The organism is Acidovorax benzenivorans, from assembly GCF_028680575.1.
GTDB classification, from domain to species: Bacteria; Pseudomonadota; Gammaproteobacteria; order Burkholderiales; family Burkholderiaceae_C; genus Acidovorax; species Acidovorax benzenivorans.
Genome location: NZ_JAPCKI010000002.1, coordinates 307318 through 320911, shown reverse-complemented (window position 1 = coordinate 320911; position 13594 = coordinate 307318). Strand labels below are relative to the sequence as shown.

The 13594-nt window shown below is 64.6% G+C and carries 13 protein-coding genes; 4 read left to right on the top strand and 9 right to left on the bottom strand.

The genetic code is table 11. The features are described from left to right. Positions 1–6: 6 nt before the first annotated feature. The 3 genes from rfbD to OIN59_RS04890 all read right to left on the bottom strand — a co-directional run bounded on the left by rfbD (position 7) and on the right by OIN59_RS04890 (position 4085). On the bottom strand, positions 7–897 hold the full coding sequence (gene rfbD / locus OIN59_RS04900) for a dTDP-4-dehydrorhamnose reductase (RefSeq protein WP_274107678.1): 891 nt from the start codon (positions 895–897) through the stop codon (positions 7–9). Next, the gene (rfbB, locus tag OIN59_RS04895; protein ID WP_274107676.1) at positions 894–1988 is read right to left on the bottom strand and encodes a dTDP-glucose 4,6-dehydratase; all 1095 of its coding nucleotides are present in this window, start codon (positions 1986–1988) and stop codon (positions 894–896) included. Before rfbB ends, rfbD begins: the two co-directional genes overlap by 4 nt. 111 nt (positions 1989–2099) lie before the next feature. After that, on the bottom strand, positions 2100–4085 hold the full coding sequence (locus tag OIN59_RS04890; RefSeq protein WP_274107674.1) for an SDR family oxidoreductase: 1986 nt from the start codon (positions 4083–4085) through the stop codon (positions 2100–2102). Positions 4086–4312: 227 nt separating this feature from the next. Between OIN59_RS04890 and OIN59_RS04885 the strand changes: the two genes are divergently transcribed. The 3 genes from OIN59_RS04885 (at position 4313) to OIN59_RS04875 (ending at position 6629) form a co-directional block, all read left to right on the top strand. After that, positions 4313–4906 carry a phasin family protein gene (locus OIN59_RS04885; protein WP_274107672.1) on the top strand — a complete coding sequence of 198 codons (594 nt, stop codon included), beginning with the start codon at positions 4313–4315 and terminating at the stop codon, positions 4904–4906. Positions 4907–5135: 229 nt separating this feature from the next. Further along, positions 5136–5798 (top strand): TetR/AcrR family transcriptional regulator, encoded by a 663-nt coding sequence (locus OIN59_RS04880; RefSeq protein WP_274107670.1) that lies wholly within the window; start codon positions 5136–5138, stop codon positions 5796–5798. A gap of 54 nt (positions 5799–5852) precedes the next feature. Then, a complete protein-coding gene (locus OIN59_RS04875) occupies positions 5853–6629 on the top strand; it encodes a tetratricopeptide repeat protein (protein ID WP_274107668.1) in 777 nt (258 codons plus the stop codon). A 198-nt stretch (positions 6630–6827) separates the two neighbouring features. Here OIN59_RS04875 and OIN59_RS04870 read toward each other — a convergent pair whose 3' ends face one another. Then, positions 6828–7595 carry a type III pantothenate kinase gene (locus tag OIN59_RS04870; RefSeq protein WP_274107666.1) on the bottom strand — a complete coding sequence of 256 codons (768 nt, stop codon included), beginning with the start codon at positions 7593–7595 and terminating at the stop codon, positions 6828–6830. 179 nt (positions 7596–7774) lie between these two features. Between OIN59_RS04870 and lysM the strand changes: the two genes are divergently transcribed. Beyond that, the gene (gene lysM, locus OIN59_RS04865) at positions 7775–8263 is read left to right on the top strand and encodes a peptidoglycan-binding protein LysM (protein WP_274107664.1); all 489 of its coding nucleotides are present in this window, start codon (positions 7775–7777) and stop codon (positions 8261–8263) included. A 158-nt stretch (positions 8264–8421) separates the two neighbouring features. Here lysM and OIN59_RS04860 read toward each other — a convergent pair whose 3' ends face one another. The 5 genes from OIN59_RS04860 to glyS form a co-directional block, all read right to left on the bottom strand. Further along, positions 8422–8844, bottom strand: a complete 423-nt coding sequence (locus OIN59_RS04860) for a rhodanese-like domain-containing protein (RefSeq protein ID WP_274107662.1) — start codon at positions 8842–8844, stop codon at positions 8422–8424. Positions 8845–8964: 120 nt separating this feature from the next. Then, positions 8965–9924: a M48 family metallopeptidase gene (locus tag OIN59_RS04855; protein WP_274107660.1), complete on the bottom strand. Its 960-nt coding sequence runs from the start codon at positions 9922–9924 to the stop codon at positions 8965–8967. A 13-nt stretch (positions 9925–9937) separates the two neighbouring features. After that, entirely contained in the window at positions 9938–10711 is a 774-nt protein-coding gene (locus OIN59_RS04850) for a lysophospholipid acyltransferase family protein (protein WP_274107658.1), read from the bottom strand. A gap of 64 nt (positions 10712–10775) precedes the next feature. Then, a complete protein-coding gene (gene gmhB / locus OIN59_RS04845; RefSeq protein ID WP_274107656.1) occupies positions 10776–11393 on the bottom strand; it encodes a D-glycero-beta-D-manno-heptose 1,7-bisphosphate 7-phosphatase in 618 nt (205 codons plus the stop codon). Between the two features lie 47 nt (positions 11394–11440). Beyond that, entirely contained in the window at positions 11441–13582 is a 2142-nt protein-coding gene (glyS, locus tag OIN59_RS04840) for a glycine--tRNA ligase subunit beta (RefSeq protein WP_274107654.1), read from the bottom strand. Positions 13583–13594: the final 12 nt, after the last annotated feature.

The following is a 13594-nucleotide window of genomic DNA, read 5'->3' as shown; positions in this document are numbered from 1 at the left end:
GTCCGTTCAGAGAATTTCCGTGAGCATGCGCGCCACGCCCTTTTGCCAATGGGGCATCTGCAAGCCAAAAGTGGACTGCAGCTTGTGGGTGCTCAGGCGCGAATTGTGGGGGCGCACGGCAGGCGTCGGGAACGCGCTTGTAGGCACAGGCGCTACTTCTTTTGCTTTGATTTCAATAGCAGGTTGCGCTTGCTTAGCGTGCGCCAGCACGTATTTTGCGTACTGATTCCAGTTGGTCTCCCCACCGGCAACGCAGTGGTATAGGCCGGCATCCTGCGGGCGCTGCTGCAGGTGGCACAGCGCGTGGGCGGTCACATCCGCCAGCAGGTCAGCGCCGGTGGGCGCCCCCCATTGGTCATCAATCACCGTCAGGCGTTCACGCTCTTGCGCCAGCCGCAGCATGGTTTTGGCGAAGTTGCCGCCGCGTGCGGCATAGACCCAGCTGGTGCGCAGGATGAGGTGTTTTGCGCTCGACTGGGCAATGAGCTGCTCGCCTTCGAGCTTGGTGCGGCCGTATACGCTCAACGGTGCAGGCGTATCGGTCTCCATCCAGGGGCTGCTGCCGCTGCCATCAAAGACATAGTCCGTGCTGTAGTGCACCAGCCAAGCGCCCAGCTTCGCAGCCTCCTGCGCAATGGCGCCGGGGGTGGTGGCGTTCAGTGTGCGGGCGAAGTCGGCCTCGCCCTCGGCCTTGTCTACGGCGGTGTGAGCTGCAGCATTAACGATCACGTCCGGGCGCAGGGCGCGCACCGTCTCGGCCACACCCGCCGGGTTGGCAAAGTCACCGCAGTGCTCGGTACTGTCGAAATCCAGCGCGGTCACCGAGCCCAGCACCGAGAGGCTGCGCTGCAGCTCCCAGCCGACCTGGCCGCCCTTGCCAAAGAGCAGGATGTTCATGCGCTGGCGTCCGCGACTGCAGCGGCCGATGCCTCCTGCGCGTACTGGGTCTGCACCCAGTCGCGGTAGGCACCGGTCTGCACGCTGGCCACCCAGTCGGCATGGTCCAGATACCACTGCACCGTCTTGCGGATCCCGGTGTCGAAGGTTTCGGCAGGCTTCCAGCCCAGTTCGCGCTCGATCTTGCGCGCGTCGATGGCGTATCGACGGTCGTGGCCAGGGCGGTCCTTCACATAGGTGATCTGGGCGCAGTAGCTCTGGCCGTCGGCACGGGGGCGCAGCTCGTCGAGCAGCGCACACACCATGTTCACGATCTCGATGTTGGGCTTCTCGTTCCAGCCGCCCACGTTGTAGGTCTCGCCGGGCGCACCGGCCTCCAGCACGCGGCGGATGGCGCTGCAGTGGTCCTTCACGTACAGCCAGTCGCGCACCTGCATGCCGTCGCCATACACGGGCAGGTTCTTGCCCGCCAGGGCGTTCACGATCATCAGCGGGATCAACTTCTCGGGGAAGTGATAGGGACCGTAGTTGTTGCTGCAGTTGGTGGTGAGCACCGGCAGCCCGTAGGTGTGGTGCCAGGCGCGCACTAGGTGGTCGCTGGCAGCCTTGCTGGCGCTGTAGGGGCTGTTGGGCTCGAAACCACGGGTCTCGGCGAAGGCCGGGTCGGTGGGGGCCAACGATCCGTACACCTCGTCGGTGGACACATGCAGGAAGCGGAAAGCCGCGCGCTCGCCCTCGGGCAGCGCGCTCCAGTGGGCGCGCACGGCCTCCAGCAGGCGGAACGATCCCACGATGTTGGTCTGGATGAAGTCTTCCGGCCCGTGGATGGAGCGGTCCACATGCGACTCGGCCGCAAAATTGACCACGGCGCGGGGCTTGTGCTCGGCCAGCAGGCGGGCTACCAGCGCGGTGTCGCCGATATCACCCTGCACAAAGATATGGCGCGCATCGCCCTGCACGCTGTCCAGGTTGTGCAGGTTGCCTGCGTAGGTGAGCTTGTCGAGATTGACCACGGACTCGCTGGAGGCAGCAAGCCAGTCAAGAACGAAGTTGGCGCCAATGAAACCCGCGCCGCCAGTTACCAGAATCATAGGGAGGGCTGTGTGAAATGCCAGCTCGGCAGAACCTACGATTATCCCACCCTGCCCGGTCACTAGGTAACAGAGTTCAACGCATGGGCATCTGCCTGGGCCGGACGGTCGTCAGAAGTGGATACCACGCATCATCTGCTGCAGCGCCACAGCCTCGGCCGACAACTGTGGTTTGGCGTCCTTGCTGCCTTTGGCGGCGGTGGAATCCGGGAACATGCGAAAGCTGGTGTTCATGGTGATCTGCGCCACGCGCGGCACCAAGGCGTGCAGCAGTTGGCCGGTGATACCCAGGCGCGTAGCAATGCGCACCGGCTTGAAGATGCAGGCCTGCGCAATCATGTCCGCAGCCTCCTCTGGGCTCAGGGTGGGCACGTTGTTGTAGATCTTGGTGGGCGCGATCATGGGCGTGCGCACCAGTGGCATGTTGATCGTGGTGAAGGTGATGCCCTGATCCGAAAATTCGCTGGACGCGCAGCGCGTCCATGCGTCCAGCGCAGCCTTGCTGGCCACATAGGCTGAAAAGCGCGGTGCATTGGTGAGCACGCCAATGGAGCTGATGTTGACTACATGGCCCTTGCGTCTTTCCACCATGCCAGGCAAAAAGCCCATGGTCACCCGCAGGCAACCAAAGTAGTTGAGCTGCATGGTGCGCTCATAGTCGTGAAAGCGGTCGTAGCTCGACTCGATAGCGCGGCGGATGGAGCGGCCTGCGTTATTGATGAGGAAATCCACGCCGCCATGGTTATCGATGAGCAACTGCACAAAGCGGTCGCAGTCGGTCATGTCGGCGATGTCGGCTGAATACGCGACGAAGCTGTAGCCTTTCGCCTTGCCCTCGGCACAAGCCTCGTCGAGTTTGTCCTGGTCGCGCCCGCAGATGATGGTGGTGGCGCCAGCCTCGGCAAACTTGTGCGCTGCCGCCAGGCCAATGCCGGACGATCCGCCAGTGATCAGCACCACCTTGCCCGCCACCGTGCCCTTGAGGGTGCGGTCGATGAACAGCTCGGGGTCCAGATTGCGCTCCCAGTAGTCCCACAAGCGCCAGGCGTAATCCTTGAGATTCGGGCACGACACGCCCGAGCCCTTGAGCGCCGCCAGCGTTTCGCGGCAGTCAAAGCGCGTGGGATAGTTCACGAAAGTGAGCATGTCCTCGGGCAGGCCCAGGTCCTTCATGACGGCATTGCGCACGCGGCGCACGGGCGCCAGGGCCATCAGGCTTTTCTTGATGCTCTTGGGGATGAAGCCGAGCAGCGCGGCGTTGACGAATAGGTTCATGCGCGGCGCATGCGCGGCGCGGCTGAAGATGTCGAGCACATCGCCCACGCGGTAGCCGACCGGGTCCACCAGATGGAAGCACTTCTTGCCGATGTCCTTCTGGTGGCTGATGACGTTGAGCGCGTTGACCACAAAGTCCACCGGCACGATGTTGACGCGCCCCCCTTCCAGGCCCACAGTGGGCATCCAGGGTGGGAGCAGCTGACGCAGGCGCTGGATGAGCTTGAAGAAGTAATAGGGGCCGTCGATCTTGTCCATCTCCCCCGTGGTGCTGTCGCCCACCACCATCGCCGGGCGGTACACCGTCCAGGGCACCTTGCAGTCCTGGCGCACGATCTTTTCGCTCTCGTGTTTGGTCTGGAAGTACGGATGGTCCAGGCCCTCAGCCTCCTCGAACATGTCTTCGCGGAACACACCTTCGTACAGGCCGGCAGCCGCGATGGAGGAGACATGGTGGAAATGCCCGGCATCAATCGCCTTGGCCAGGTCCACCGTGTTGCGCGTGCCCTCGATGTTCACGGCCACCTGAGTTTCCTCATCAGCAGAGAGGTCGTACACCGCCGCCAGGTGGTGGAAATGGTCGATCTGGCCTTTGAGCTTCTTCACGTCGTCTGCCGCCACGCCCAGCCTCTTCGCGGTGAGATCGCCAAACACAGGGACTGCACGCGTGGGCCCGACACCCCAGAAGCTGCGCAGGTCGGCCACCTTGTCCGCACTTTCCTTGCGGATCAGGAAATGCACCACCGCCCCCTTGCGCTCCAGCAGCTTCTTGACCAGCCGCTTGCCAATGAACCCCGTTGCCCCCGTAACGAAATACTGCATGGATAACTCCTCTGAGATAGCTTCATTCTTGCGCAAGGCCTGCGCACCCCGATTCAGCAGAAACCCGCGCCGATACTAGGCGGCCAGCGAACGCCCCCGCTAGATGGCACGCTCTACATTTTTAGGAGCGCACGCCTACACCTTGCGCGCCGTGCGGCGTACAGTGCGGCCATGCGTCAGAGGCAAACCGCCCCGGCAAATCCAACCAACCGCACAACGGAGGCCCCATGGTCAAGAAACTGCAGAAACTCAGCGCCGACAAGAAAAAGAGCAACGCCCAACTGTCCAGCACCGTCAAGGACTCCGCCCAACAAATCTGGCTGGCTGGCCTGGGGGCCTTCTCCAAGGCGCAAGAAGAAGGCGGCAAGGTGTTTGAGGCCTTGGTCAAGGAAGGCCTGACCATCCAGCGCAAGACCCAGGCCGTGGCCGAAGAAAAGATCACCGAAGCCACCAGCCGTGTGACCACCATGGCCAGCGACATCGGCTCCAAGGCCCAGGGCCAGTGGGACAAGCTCGAAAACATCTTTGAAGACCGCGTGGCCAAGGCCCTGGCCAAGCTGGGCGTGCCCTCGGCCCGCGACCTGGAAGCCCTGAGCGCCCGTGTGGACGCCCTGGCCAAGGGCAGCAAGGCCGCACCCGCCAAAGTTGCTGCCAAGCCCGCAGCCAAGGCCCCCGCCAAGAAGGCTGCGGCCAAGAAAGCGGCTCCTGCAAAGGCAGCCGCCAAGCCCGCAGCCAAGGCCCCCGCCAAGAAGGCTGCGGCCAAGAAAACGGCAACACGTGCCGCTGCCGACGCAGCCACCAGCACGCCATCGGCCAGCTGATCACGGCTTGCCGCTGGCAAGCACTCAGCCCGCTCCAAGCGGTCCACGCGCCACGGCGTTTGGACCGCTTTTCTTTTTTTGGTGAAACCCATGAAGTGCGCTACAAGCAGCCTAGGTACTGCATACGCACCCCACATCCATGTCGCACTGCAGCATGACCGCGTGGGTTAGAGTAGCCATCAGAGACAACACAACAACGACACACAACGACGCGAAGGGGCCCGCACACATGGTGAAGAAAGCGCCACGCCGCACCGCAGAACGCATTCTGGAAGTCACGCTGGACCTGTTCAACCGGTTCGGCGAACCCAACGTCTCCACCACCCTGATTTCGGCCGAGCTGCGCATCAGCCCTGGCAACCTGTACTACCACTACCCCGCCAAGGACGAGTTGATCAACGCGCTGTTTGATCGCTACGAAAGCTCGCTCACCGAACTGCTGGCCGCCGCCGATGGCGTGCGAAATGTGGAGGACGCCTGGTTCTTCATGCACTCGCTGTTCGAGCTGATCTGGCAGTACCGTTTTCTGTACCGCGATCTCAACGACCTGCTGTCCAAGAACCGGCGCCTGGAAACCCACTTCCAGGCCATCCTAAAGAACAAGACCCGCGCCGTACGCGCCTTACTGGACGGCATGGCGCGCGCTGACGCGCTGCACATCGACTCGCGCGAGCTGGAGGCCACCGCCACCAGCATGGTCGTGGTGCTGACCTACTGGCTCAGTTTTGAGTACGTGCGCGACCCACGCCGCGCGCTGGAGCCCGAAAGCGCCCAGGCCGCGCTGCTGCGTGGTGCCCACCACGTGCTGAACCTGCTCATGCCCTACCTCGAAAGCGGCCAGCGGGCCCACCTGCTGCAGCTGGTCGGCGCCTACGCCACAGCGCCAGGCTGATACAGCCCACCCGCCACAGACACCCACCAACAAGAACTTCCGGAGACACACACCATGGCCAAATGGACCCCCTTCCCCCACGCCGGCGACTACCAGTTCGACGCTGCGAGCGTCAAGAAGCATTGGGCACGACTGCATGGCGGTGATGCCGAACCCTGCCCCAAGGACGCAGCCGCGCTGGAAGCCTGGGCACTGTTCCACAACGGTGATTTTGAGAAAGCTGCGGCAGCAGGCCTGGCGGCCGGGGGCGCGGGCATCACTGCGGCCAACAAGGCCACCTCCATCTATGCCAACTACCTGGAGCCGAAGGAAAAGGCGCGCCTGGACCTTTTCATGCAGGTGGCCGAACGGGCGCAGGCCCAGGCCGCCAAAGAGCCCGACAACGCCAACGCCTGGTACTGGCATGCCTATGCGCTGGGACGCTACAGCCAAGGCATCAGCGTGGCCAAGGCGCTGGCGCAGGGGTTGGGCGGCAAGGTGAAGGAGTCGTTGGAGAAAGCCATCGCCCTGTCGCCCAAACACGCTGATGCGCGCATTGCGCTGGGCGCCTTCCATGCCGAGGTGATCGACAAGGTGGGCTCACTGATTGGCGGCATGACCTATGGCGCCAAGAAGGACACGGGCCTCAAGCTGTTCCAGGAAGCCCTCAAGCTCAACCCGGGATCGGCGATTGCGATGATTGAGTACGCCAATGCCCTCGTCATGCTGGAGGGCGACAAGAAGATGAAGGAAGCCACCGCGCTCTACGAAAAAGCCGCCGCCGCTGAACCCACGGATGCCATGGAGCGGCTGGATGTGGAGATGGCGCGGGCTGAACTGGAAGAGGAATAAGGGGGACACCGCCAGCGCGGCGGGGCGGCCCTTGCGCGGCGGTCGCTGGTGTTTTGAGCAGCAACCGTTTCAACCATCTGTGACGAAAGCAGTCCCACCAAAGACCGCGCAGTGAAAGGTTGGCTGGAGCGGTTTCCGGTTTCTGGCGGGCGAATACCCCCTGCAAAACTCTCGCACCGCAGTCTGCAGCCGCCGCCCTCAGCCCCCAAACCGCTGCGCGGCTATCTCCAGCAGCCCATCAAAGATCAGGTTGTCCACCAGCTCGAACGGCCGCGTCATGCTGGGCGCCATCTTCCAGCCTGCGCCGCCCGTCATCATGCAGACGGGTTCCTGGCCGCAGTGCTGCAGCAGGTGCTGGTACATGCGCTCGACGGCGCCTGCGATGGCATAGGTGCCGCCGCTGGTCAGTGCGTCGCTGGTGTTGGTGGGGAAGGGGCGCACCTCGCCCGTGGGCACGTGCAGGCCGGCGGTGCCGGATTCGAGCGCACGCAGCATGATGCCGTGGCCGGGCAGGATGAGGCCGCCCATGAAACGGCCTTCGGTGTCGATGCATTCCACGGTCACCGCCGTGCCCACCATCACGACCACCAGGGGCCGCGCGGGGCCACGCGCCAGCACATGGTGGCGTGCACCGATCATGGCCACCCAACGGTCCGAGCCCAGGCGCGAGGGGTGGTCATAGCCGTTGATCAACCCCGCCTCTTGCGCCGACGACACCACCCACGACGGGGTGACGTCCCAGATTTCCATCTGCTCCTGCACACGGCGTTTGACGGCATCGCCCGCCACCACACAGCCCAGCATGCGCTGCGGGTGGGGTAGTGATGCCCAGCTGCCTTCGGCCAGGCGATCGATGTGGTCCAGAAACTCGGCGCCATGCGCAATGAGCGCAGCCCCGTGGTGGGGAGCGTCGTACAACGCCCATTTGAGACGGGTGTTACCGACGTCGATGGCCAGAAAAGTCATGCGGCGGATTATCCCGAGTTTTGCGATCCGACCCCGCCCGAGGGCGACAGCCCACCGCCGCATCCCCCTCCCCGCCCACGAATTGTGAAAAATCGTGTCGAGCCCCTGTCCGACACACCGCAGCCGCCCATTGCCGCTACAGTGGTCCTTCCTGTTTCTGCAACATTAGGAGGTACGACATGGGTCTTTTCAGTTTCATCAAGGAAGCCGGCGAAAAGTTGTTCGGCGGCAAAGAGGCACAGGCCGCCACGGCAGCCGCCCCCACACAGGATGAACTCAACGCCAAGGCATCCAAGGCCATCGAGACCTACATCACGGCCCAGAACCTGGGCGCCAGCAACGTGCAGGTGGCCTTTGAAGGCCCCGAAGGCAAAGTCACCGTGAAGGGCACCGCCCCCACACAGGCCGCCAAGGAAAAGATCACCCTGTGCTGCGGCAACGTGGCCAGTGTGACCAGCGTCGAGAACCTGATGGACGTCACCAACCCCGAGCCCGAAGCCCAGTACCACGACGTGGTGCGTGGCGACACGCTCAGCGCCATTGCCAAGAAGTTCTATGGCGACGCCAACAAGTACCCCGTGATCTTCGAGGCCAACAAGCCCATGCTGAGCCACCCCGACAAGATCTACCCCGGCCAGAAACTCCGAATCCCCCCGTTGGCCAAGTAAGTTCTCGTCACTTCAAGACCAAAGAGCTGCTAGCGCTTGTCTATCAAGCGCTAGCAGCTCTTTTTTTGATAGCTGTTTTTATCGCCGAGACGCCCCAGCATGGCCCCCCCCCCCGGCGGGCAGTGACCCGCGCAGCGGCGGAACGTGGGGGCAAGCCGTCAGCCTTGTTTCCACGGCAGGCCATGAAAGCGCCAGCCGCCCTTCTTGCCGCGCTGGCCCTGCGCATCGGCATCGCCTTCGAAGCCTTCCAGGATGTTGTACGCCGTGATGCCCAGCTCGGTGGCGCGGCGCGCGGCGGCGATGGAGCGCACGCCGCTGCGGCACAGCAGCACGGCCCGCCCGCCCTCGGGCACAGCGGTGCGCATCTGGGCATCAAAGTCGGCGTTCATCGCCATTCCCGGCCATTGTTTCCAGGCTACGGCGGCAGCGCCGGGCACGTACCCCACCCACTCGCGTTCTGCATCGCTGCGCACATCCACCAGCACGGCCTGCCCGGCCTGTACCCACTGCCAGGCCTGCTGGGGCGTGACGTCGCCTGCATAGCCTTGGGCGGGGGAAACGGAAGGGAGCGTAGTTGTCATGGGTTCTGTCCTTTCAGGGGTTTCGTCACAACGTTTCAATGGACGCGGCCTAGGCGAGAGACGCCGAGCAAGGGCGTCGTCCCCTTGGGGGGAAGGCGCCGCAGGCGACTCAGGGGGGATTCACCATACAGGCGCCGGTTCATCGCGCAGGCGGCTGCGCAGCTGGGCGTAATCAGGCACCACGGTGGCCACGGTGTCCCAAAAGCGTGGGCTGTGATCCATCACGCGCAGGTGGGCCAGTTCGTGCGCCACCACGTAGTCGATGACGGCCGGGCGGTAGTGCAGCAGGCGCCAGTTCAGGCGGATGGAGCCGTCGGCCTTGGCGCTGCCCCAGCGGGTGTTGGCGTTCGACAGGCGCAGGCTGGCCCAGCGCACACCCAGCAGCGGTGCAAAGTGGTCCAGCCGTTCGATGAAGTGGCGGCGCGCGTCGCGCATGAGCCAGGCCTGCACAGCGTCGCGGACCTGTGCAGGGCTGGCGCTGTGGGGCAAGCCGATGTGCAGACTGAGCGTGGCAGAGCCGCCCGGCTCCACCGCAGCCACCAGCGCTCCACCTTTGCCTGCAAACCCGTGGCTGGGGTCCAGTACCAGCCTCAGCGGCTCGCCCAGATAGGGCAGCTCTGCGCCATGGGCCCAGACAATGCGCCCCCCCTCCATGCGCTGCTGGCGCTCGCGCGCTTCGGACAGCTTGCGCAGGATCCAGTCGGACTTCTCGCGCAGCGCGGCATCCACTGCGCCCAGCGTCACCCAGCTGGGGGCCCGCACCGACAGGCCATCGGCCCCCACGGTAAAGCCGATGCTGCGGCGCCGCGCGCGTTGCAGGGCATAGGCCACGACGGCATCGCCCAGCAGCACCTCACGGCTGGCTTGAGGGTGGCGGAACTCGGCGGGCGACAACAGCGAGGGCAGCGGCACCGCTGGCGCTGCGGGGCGGATCACTATAGTTTTAGGAGCTACTGGCGCTTGATTGACTAGCGCCTGCGGCTGATTTGGCATCAAACCCGCAACCACGGGGCTGGGGGCTGCTGCAGGCGCACCCGGTGGGTCAAACAGGTCGAGCGCCAACTGCACAAGCCGCTGCATCACAGTGGTGGCTTTACTTCCCGCCAGGGGCTGTTGCTTTGGCCTCGGGGGCCGGGTACGCATCCGGGTCCAGGCGGCGCATCTCGGCCTCGATCCAGGCCTCCACCTCGCGCATCAGCTCGTCGGGCTGGCGCCCCACGCTGGAGATGGGCTTGCCAATCGACACGTCCACCACGCCTGGGCGTTTGATGAAGGCCTTGCGCGGCCACACCTTGGCCGAGGTCACGGCAATCGGAATCACCGGCGCTCCGGTGTCAATCGCCAGTCGCGTGCCGCCGGTCTTGTAGTTGCCCTTCTGCCCGCGCTCAATGCGCGTGCCCTCGGGGAACATGATGATCCAGATGCCCTTGGCCAGCAGGTCCTTGCCCTGCTGCACCACCTTGTGGAAGGCCTGCGTGCGCTGGTTGCGGTCGATGTGGATCATGTCCAGCCTCCCGATGGCCCAGCCGAAGAAGGGCACGTGCAGGAGCTCCTTCTTGAACACATAGGCCAGGGGGTGCGGCATGATCACCGGCATCAAAAAGGTCTCGTACGTGGATTGGTGCTTGACCAGCAGGATGGCGCCTTCGTTGGCGCCCTGCGGCAGGTTCTCCATGCCGGTCACCTCGGCGCGGATGCCCAGGACCACCCGAGCGCCGCTGATGCACAGCGACAGCCAGGCCCGCGCGATGCGGTACAGCGGCACCCCGCGCACGCCCAGCAGCGTGCCCAGCATGATGGCCAGCGCGTAGGGCACCACGGTGATGCCCATCCAGAGAAGGTGAATGACAGAACGGAGAAGAGCCATTGGAATGTCTTTTTGGCCGCAAGCGCAAGTGGGATATGCGCCAACAGCTATCAATTAAATAGCATCAAGATGCCGCCATGCCATGTCCCGACAGCGGCAAAGGCGCTGCGGCCACGGCGGCTGCGGGGCCTGGCATCACCGGCAGCAACTGGTCCACAAAATCGGCCAGGCTGGCGTGCACTTGTGTGCCAGGCGGCACGCCCGCAGGCAGCGCCCCGCCCGGCCGCAACGGGGCAGACCGGCCGGTACACACCAGGTGCAACTGGGCCCCCAGGGCGGCGCCCGCCTGCAGGTGGGCCTCGCAACTGCCGACCACGCGGACCTCGTTGCGCTCCACGCCATAGCGGTCGCAAATCTGCTCCAGCAACCCAGGCGCGGGCTTGCGGCAGCTGCAGTCCTCGTCGGCCGCATGGGGGCAATAAAACACCGCGTCGATGCGCCCACCCACCGCTGCCACCTGCCGGTGCATCTTGGCGTGGATGGCGTTGAGCGCCACCACGTCAAACAGACCCCGGCCCAGTCCAGACTGGTTGGTGGCCACCACCACATGCCAGCCCGCATGGTTGAGGCGGGCAATGGCTTCGAGCGCGCCGGGCACCGCCGTCCACTCGTCGGCCGAAGTGATGTATTCGTCCCCCATCGGGTTGAGGGTGCCGTCGCGGTCGAGGATGGCGAGTTTCATAGGAGGGGTTTGCCTTGTGAGAACCACCAGCCTACCAGCACCGGGGGTCAGGCCGCCAGACGGGACAAATCGGCCACACGGTTCATGGCTTCGTGCAGCGTCTTCAACAGGCCCTGACGGTTCAGGCGCAGGTCCAGTTGTTCGGCGTTCACCATCACGTCGTCAAAGAACGCATCCACCGGGGCACGCAGCACGGCCAGGGTCTGCAGGCTGGCGGTGTAGTCGCCTGCGTCGAACTGGGCATTGGCCTCGGGGACAAAGCGTTGCAGCGCGGCGTACAGGTCCTGCTCCGCCTTTTCCTGCAGCAGATCGGGATTCACATGGGCGTCCACAGCGCCTTCGACCTCGGCCTTTTTCAGGATATTGCCCACGCGCTTGTTGGCGGCTGCCAGGGCGGGACTTTCGGGCAAGGCGGCAAACGCGCGCACTGCCGCCAATTGCTTCTCGACCAAGGCCAGGCGTTGCGGGCGCAGGGCCAGCACGGCGTCCACTTCCTGGGCGCTGTAGCCTTGCTCGCGCAGGCTGCCGGCGAGGCGGTCGTAAATGAAATCGGCCAACGCGGCCGATGCGTCGGTGATCTTGTCGCCAAAGGCGGGCACAGCGCCAGCCAGCAGCGCGTTCAAATCCAGCGACAGGTCCTTCTCGACCAGCATGCGGATCACGCCCAGCGCATGGCGGCGCAGCGCGAACGGGTCGCGGTCGCCCGTGGGCAGGTTGCCGATGCCGAACATGCCCACCAGGGTTTCCAGTTTGTCGGCCAGGGCCACCACCACACCAGCGGTGTTGCGCGGCAGCGCATCGCCCGCAAAGCGGGGCTTGTAGTGGTCTTCGATGGCGTGCGCCACGGTCTCGCCCAGGCCGTCGTTGAGCGCGTAATAGCCGCCCATGATGCCCTGCAGCTCGGGGAACTCGCCCACCATGTCGGTCACGAGGTCGGTCTTGGCCAGCAAAGCGGCTTGGTCGGCATCGGCCATCAAAGCGGCGTCGCCCAGTTGTGTGGCGATGGCCTTGGCGATGGCGCGCACGCGCTCCACGCGCTCGCCCTGCGTGCCCAGCTTGTTGTGATACACGACCTTGCCCAGGCCCTCGACACGCGAGGCCAGGGTCTTCTTGCGGTCCTGGTCAAAGAAGAACTTGGCATCGGCCAGGCGGGGGCGCACCACGCGCTCGTTGCCGCCGGTCACAAAGCTGGTGTCTTCGGGGCTGATGTTGCTGACCACCAGAAACTTGTTGGTGAGCTTGCCCGCGGCGTCCAGCAGCGGGAAGTATTTCTGGTTGGCCTTCATCGTGAGGATGAGGCATTCCTGCGGCACGCCCAGGAACTGCTCTTCAAACTGGCAGATGACGACATTGGGGCGCTCGACCAGCGCGGTCACTTCGTCCAGCAAGGCTTCGTCTTCAATGGGACGGGCTCCGTTGCCCACCTTCGCAGCAGCCGCAGTCAGCTGGCGCGCAATCTCGGCTTTGCGCTCGGCAAAGCTGGCGATCACGGCGCCGTCCTTCTTCAGGGTAGCGGCGTAGCTGTCGGCGTCCTGCAGCACCACGGGCGATACGGCGGCTTCAAAACGGTGGCCGGTGGTACTGTTGCCAGCTGTCAGGCCCAGCGCCTTGACGGGCACCACGGTGCCGCCATGCAGCGCCACCAGGCCGTGTGCGGGGCGCACAAAGTTCACGCTGGTCCAGCCGGGCAGCTCGCAATCGGTTTCGAGCTGGTAGCTCATCACCTTGGGGATGGGCAGCTTGGCGAGCGCTTCGAGCAAAGCCTTTTGCAAGCCCTCCTGCAAGGTCGCACCGGGCACCACGCTGTCATAAAACAGGGCTTCGGCCTTGCCGTCCTGTGCGCGCTTGAGTGCGGCCACAGCGGCTGCGGGGTTAGACACATCGGCGCCCAGCGCCTGCAGCTTTTTCAGCAGCGCAGGCGTGGCATTGCCGCTGGCGTCGAGCCCCACGGTCACAGGCATCAGCTTTTGCTGCACGGCCTTGTCGGCGGCCTTGTCGGCCACGGCCGTCACATGCGCTGCCAGGCGGCGGGGCGAGGCAAAGGGTGTGACCACCGAAGCGGCCGTCGCCAGGCCCTGGGCCTTGAGCTGGTCGCTCAGCACAGTGGCAAAGGCATCGCCCAGCTTCTGCAGCGCCTTGGGGGGCAATTCTTCGACAAACAGTTCAACGAGGAGGTTTGGGGTCGTCATGTTCTTGTTCTT

Bases quoted from the DNA above. Each gene is read 5' to 3' on its own strand.
- rfbD (WP_274107678.1), bottom strand. From the start codon at position 897: ATGAACATCCTGCTCTTTGGCAAGGGCGGCCAGGTCGGCTGGGAGCTG.
- rfbB (WP_274107676.1), bottom strand. From the start codon at position 1,988: ATGATTCTGGTAACTGGCGGCGCGGGTTTCATTGGCGCCAACTTCGTT.
- OIN59_RS04890 (WP_274107674.1), bottom strand. From the start codon at position 4,085: ATGCAGTATTTCGTTACGGGGGCAACGGGGTTCATTGGCAAGCGGCTG.
- OIN59_RS04885 (WP_274107672.1), top strand. From the start codon at position 4,313: ATGGTCAAGAAACTGCAGAAACTCAGCGCCGACAAGAAAAAGAGCAAC.
- OIN59_RS04880 (WP_274107670.1), top strand. From the start codon at position 5,136: ATGGTGAAGAAAGCGCCACGCCGCACCGCAGAACGCATTCTGGAAGTC.
- OIN59_RS04875 (WP_274107668.1), top strand. From the start codon at position 5,853: ATGGCCAAATGGACCCCCTTCCCCCACGCCGGCGACTACCAGTTCGAC.
- OIN59_RS04870 (WP_274107666.1), bottom strand. From the start codon at position 7,595: ATGACTTTTCTGGCCATCGACGTCGGTAACACCCGTCTCAAATGGGCG.
- lysM (WP_274107664.1), top strand. From the start codon at position 7,775: ATGGGTCTTTTCAGTTTCATCAAGGAAGCCGGCGAAAAGTTGTTCGGC.
- OIN59_RS04860 (WP_274107662.1), bottom strand. From the start codon at position 8,844: ATGACAACTACGCTCCCTTCCGTTTCCCCCGCCCAAGGCTATGCAGGC.
- OIN59_RS04855 (WP_274107660.1), bottom strand. From the start codon at position 9,924: ATGCAGCGGCTTGTGCAGTTGGCGCTCGACCTGTTTGACCCACCGGGT.
- OIN59_RS04850 (WP_274107658.1), bottom strand. From the start codon at position 10,711: ATGGCTCTTCTCCGTTCTGTCATTCACCTTCTCTGGATGGGCATCACC.
- gmhB (WP_274107656.1), bottom strand. From the start codon at position 11,393: ATGAAACTCGCCATCCTCGACCGCGACGGCACCCTCAACCCGATGGGG.
- glyS (WP_274107654.1), bottom strand. From the start codon at position 13,582: ATGACGACCCCAAACCTCCTCGTTGAACTGTTTGTCGAAGAATTGCCC.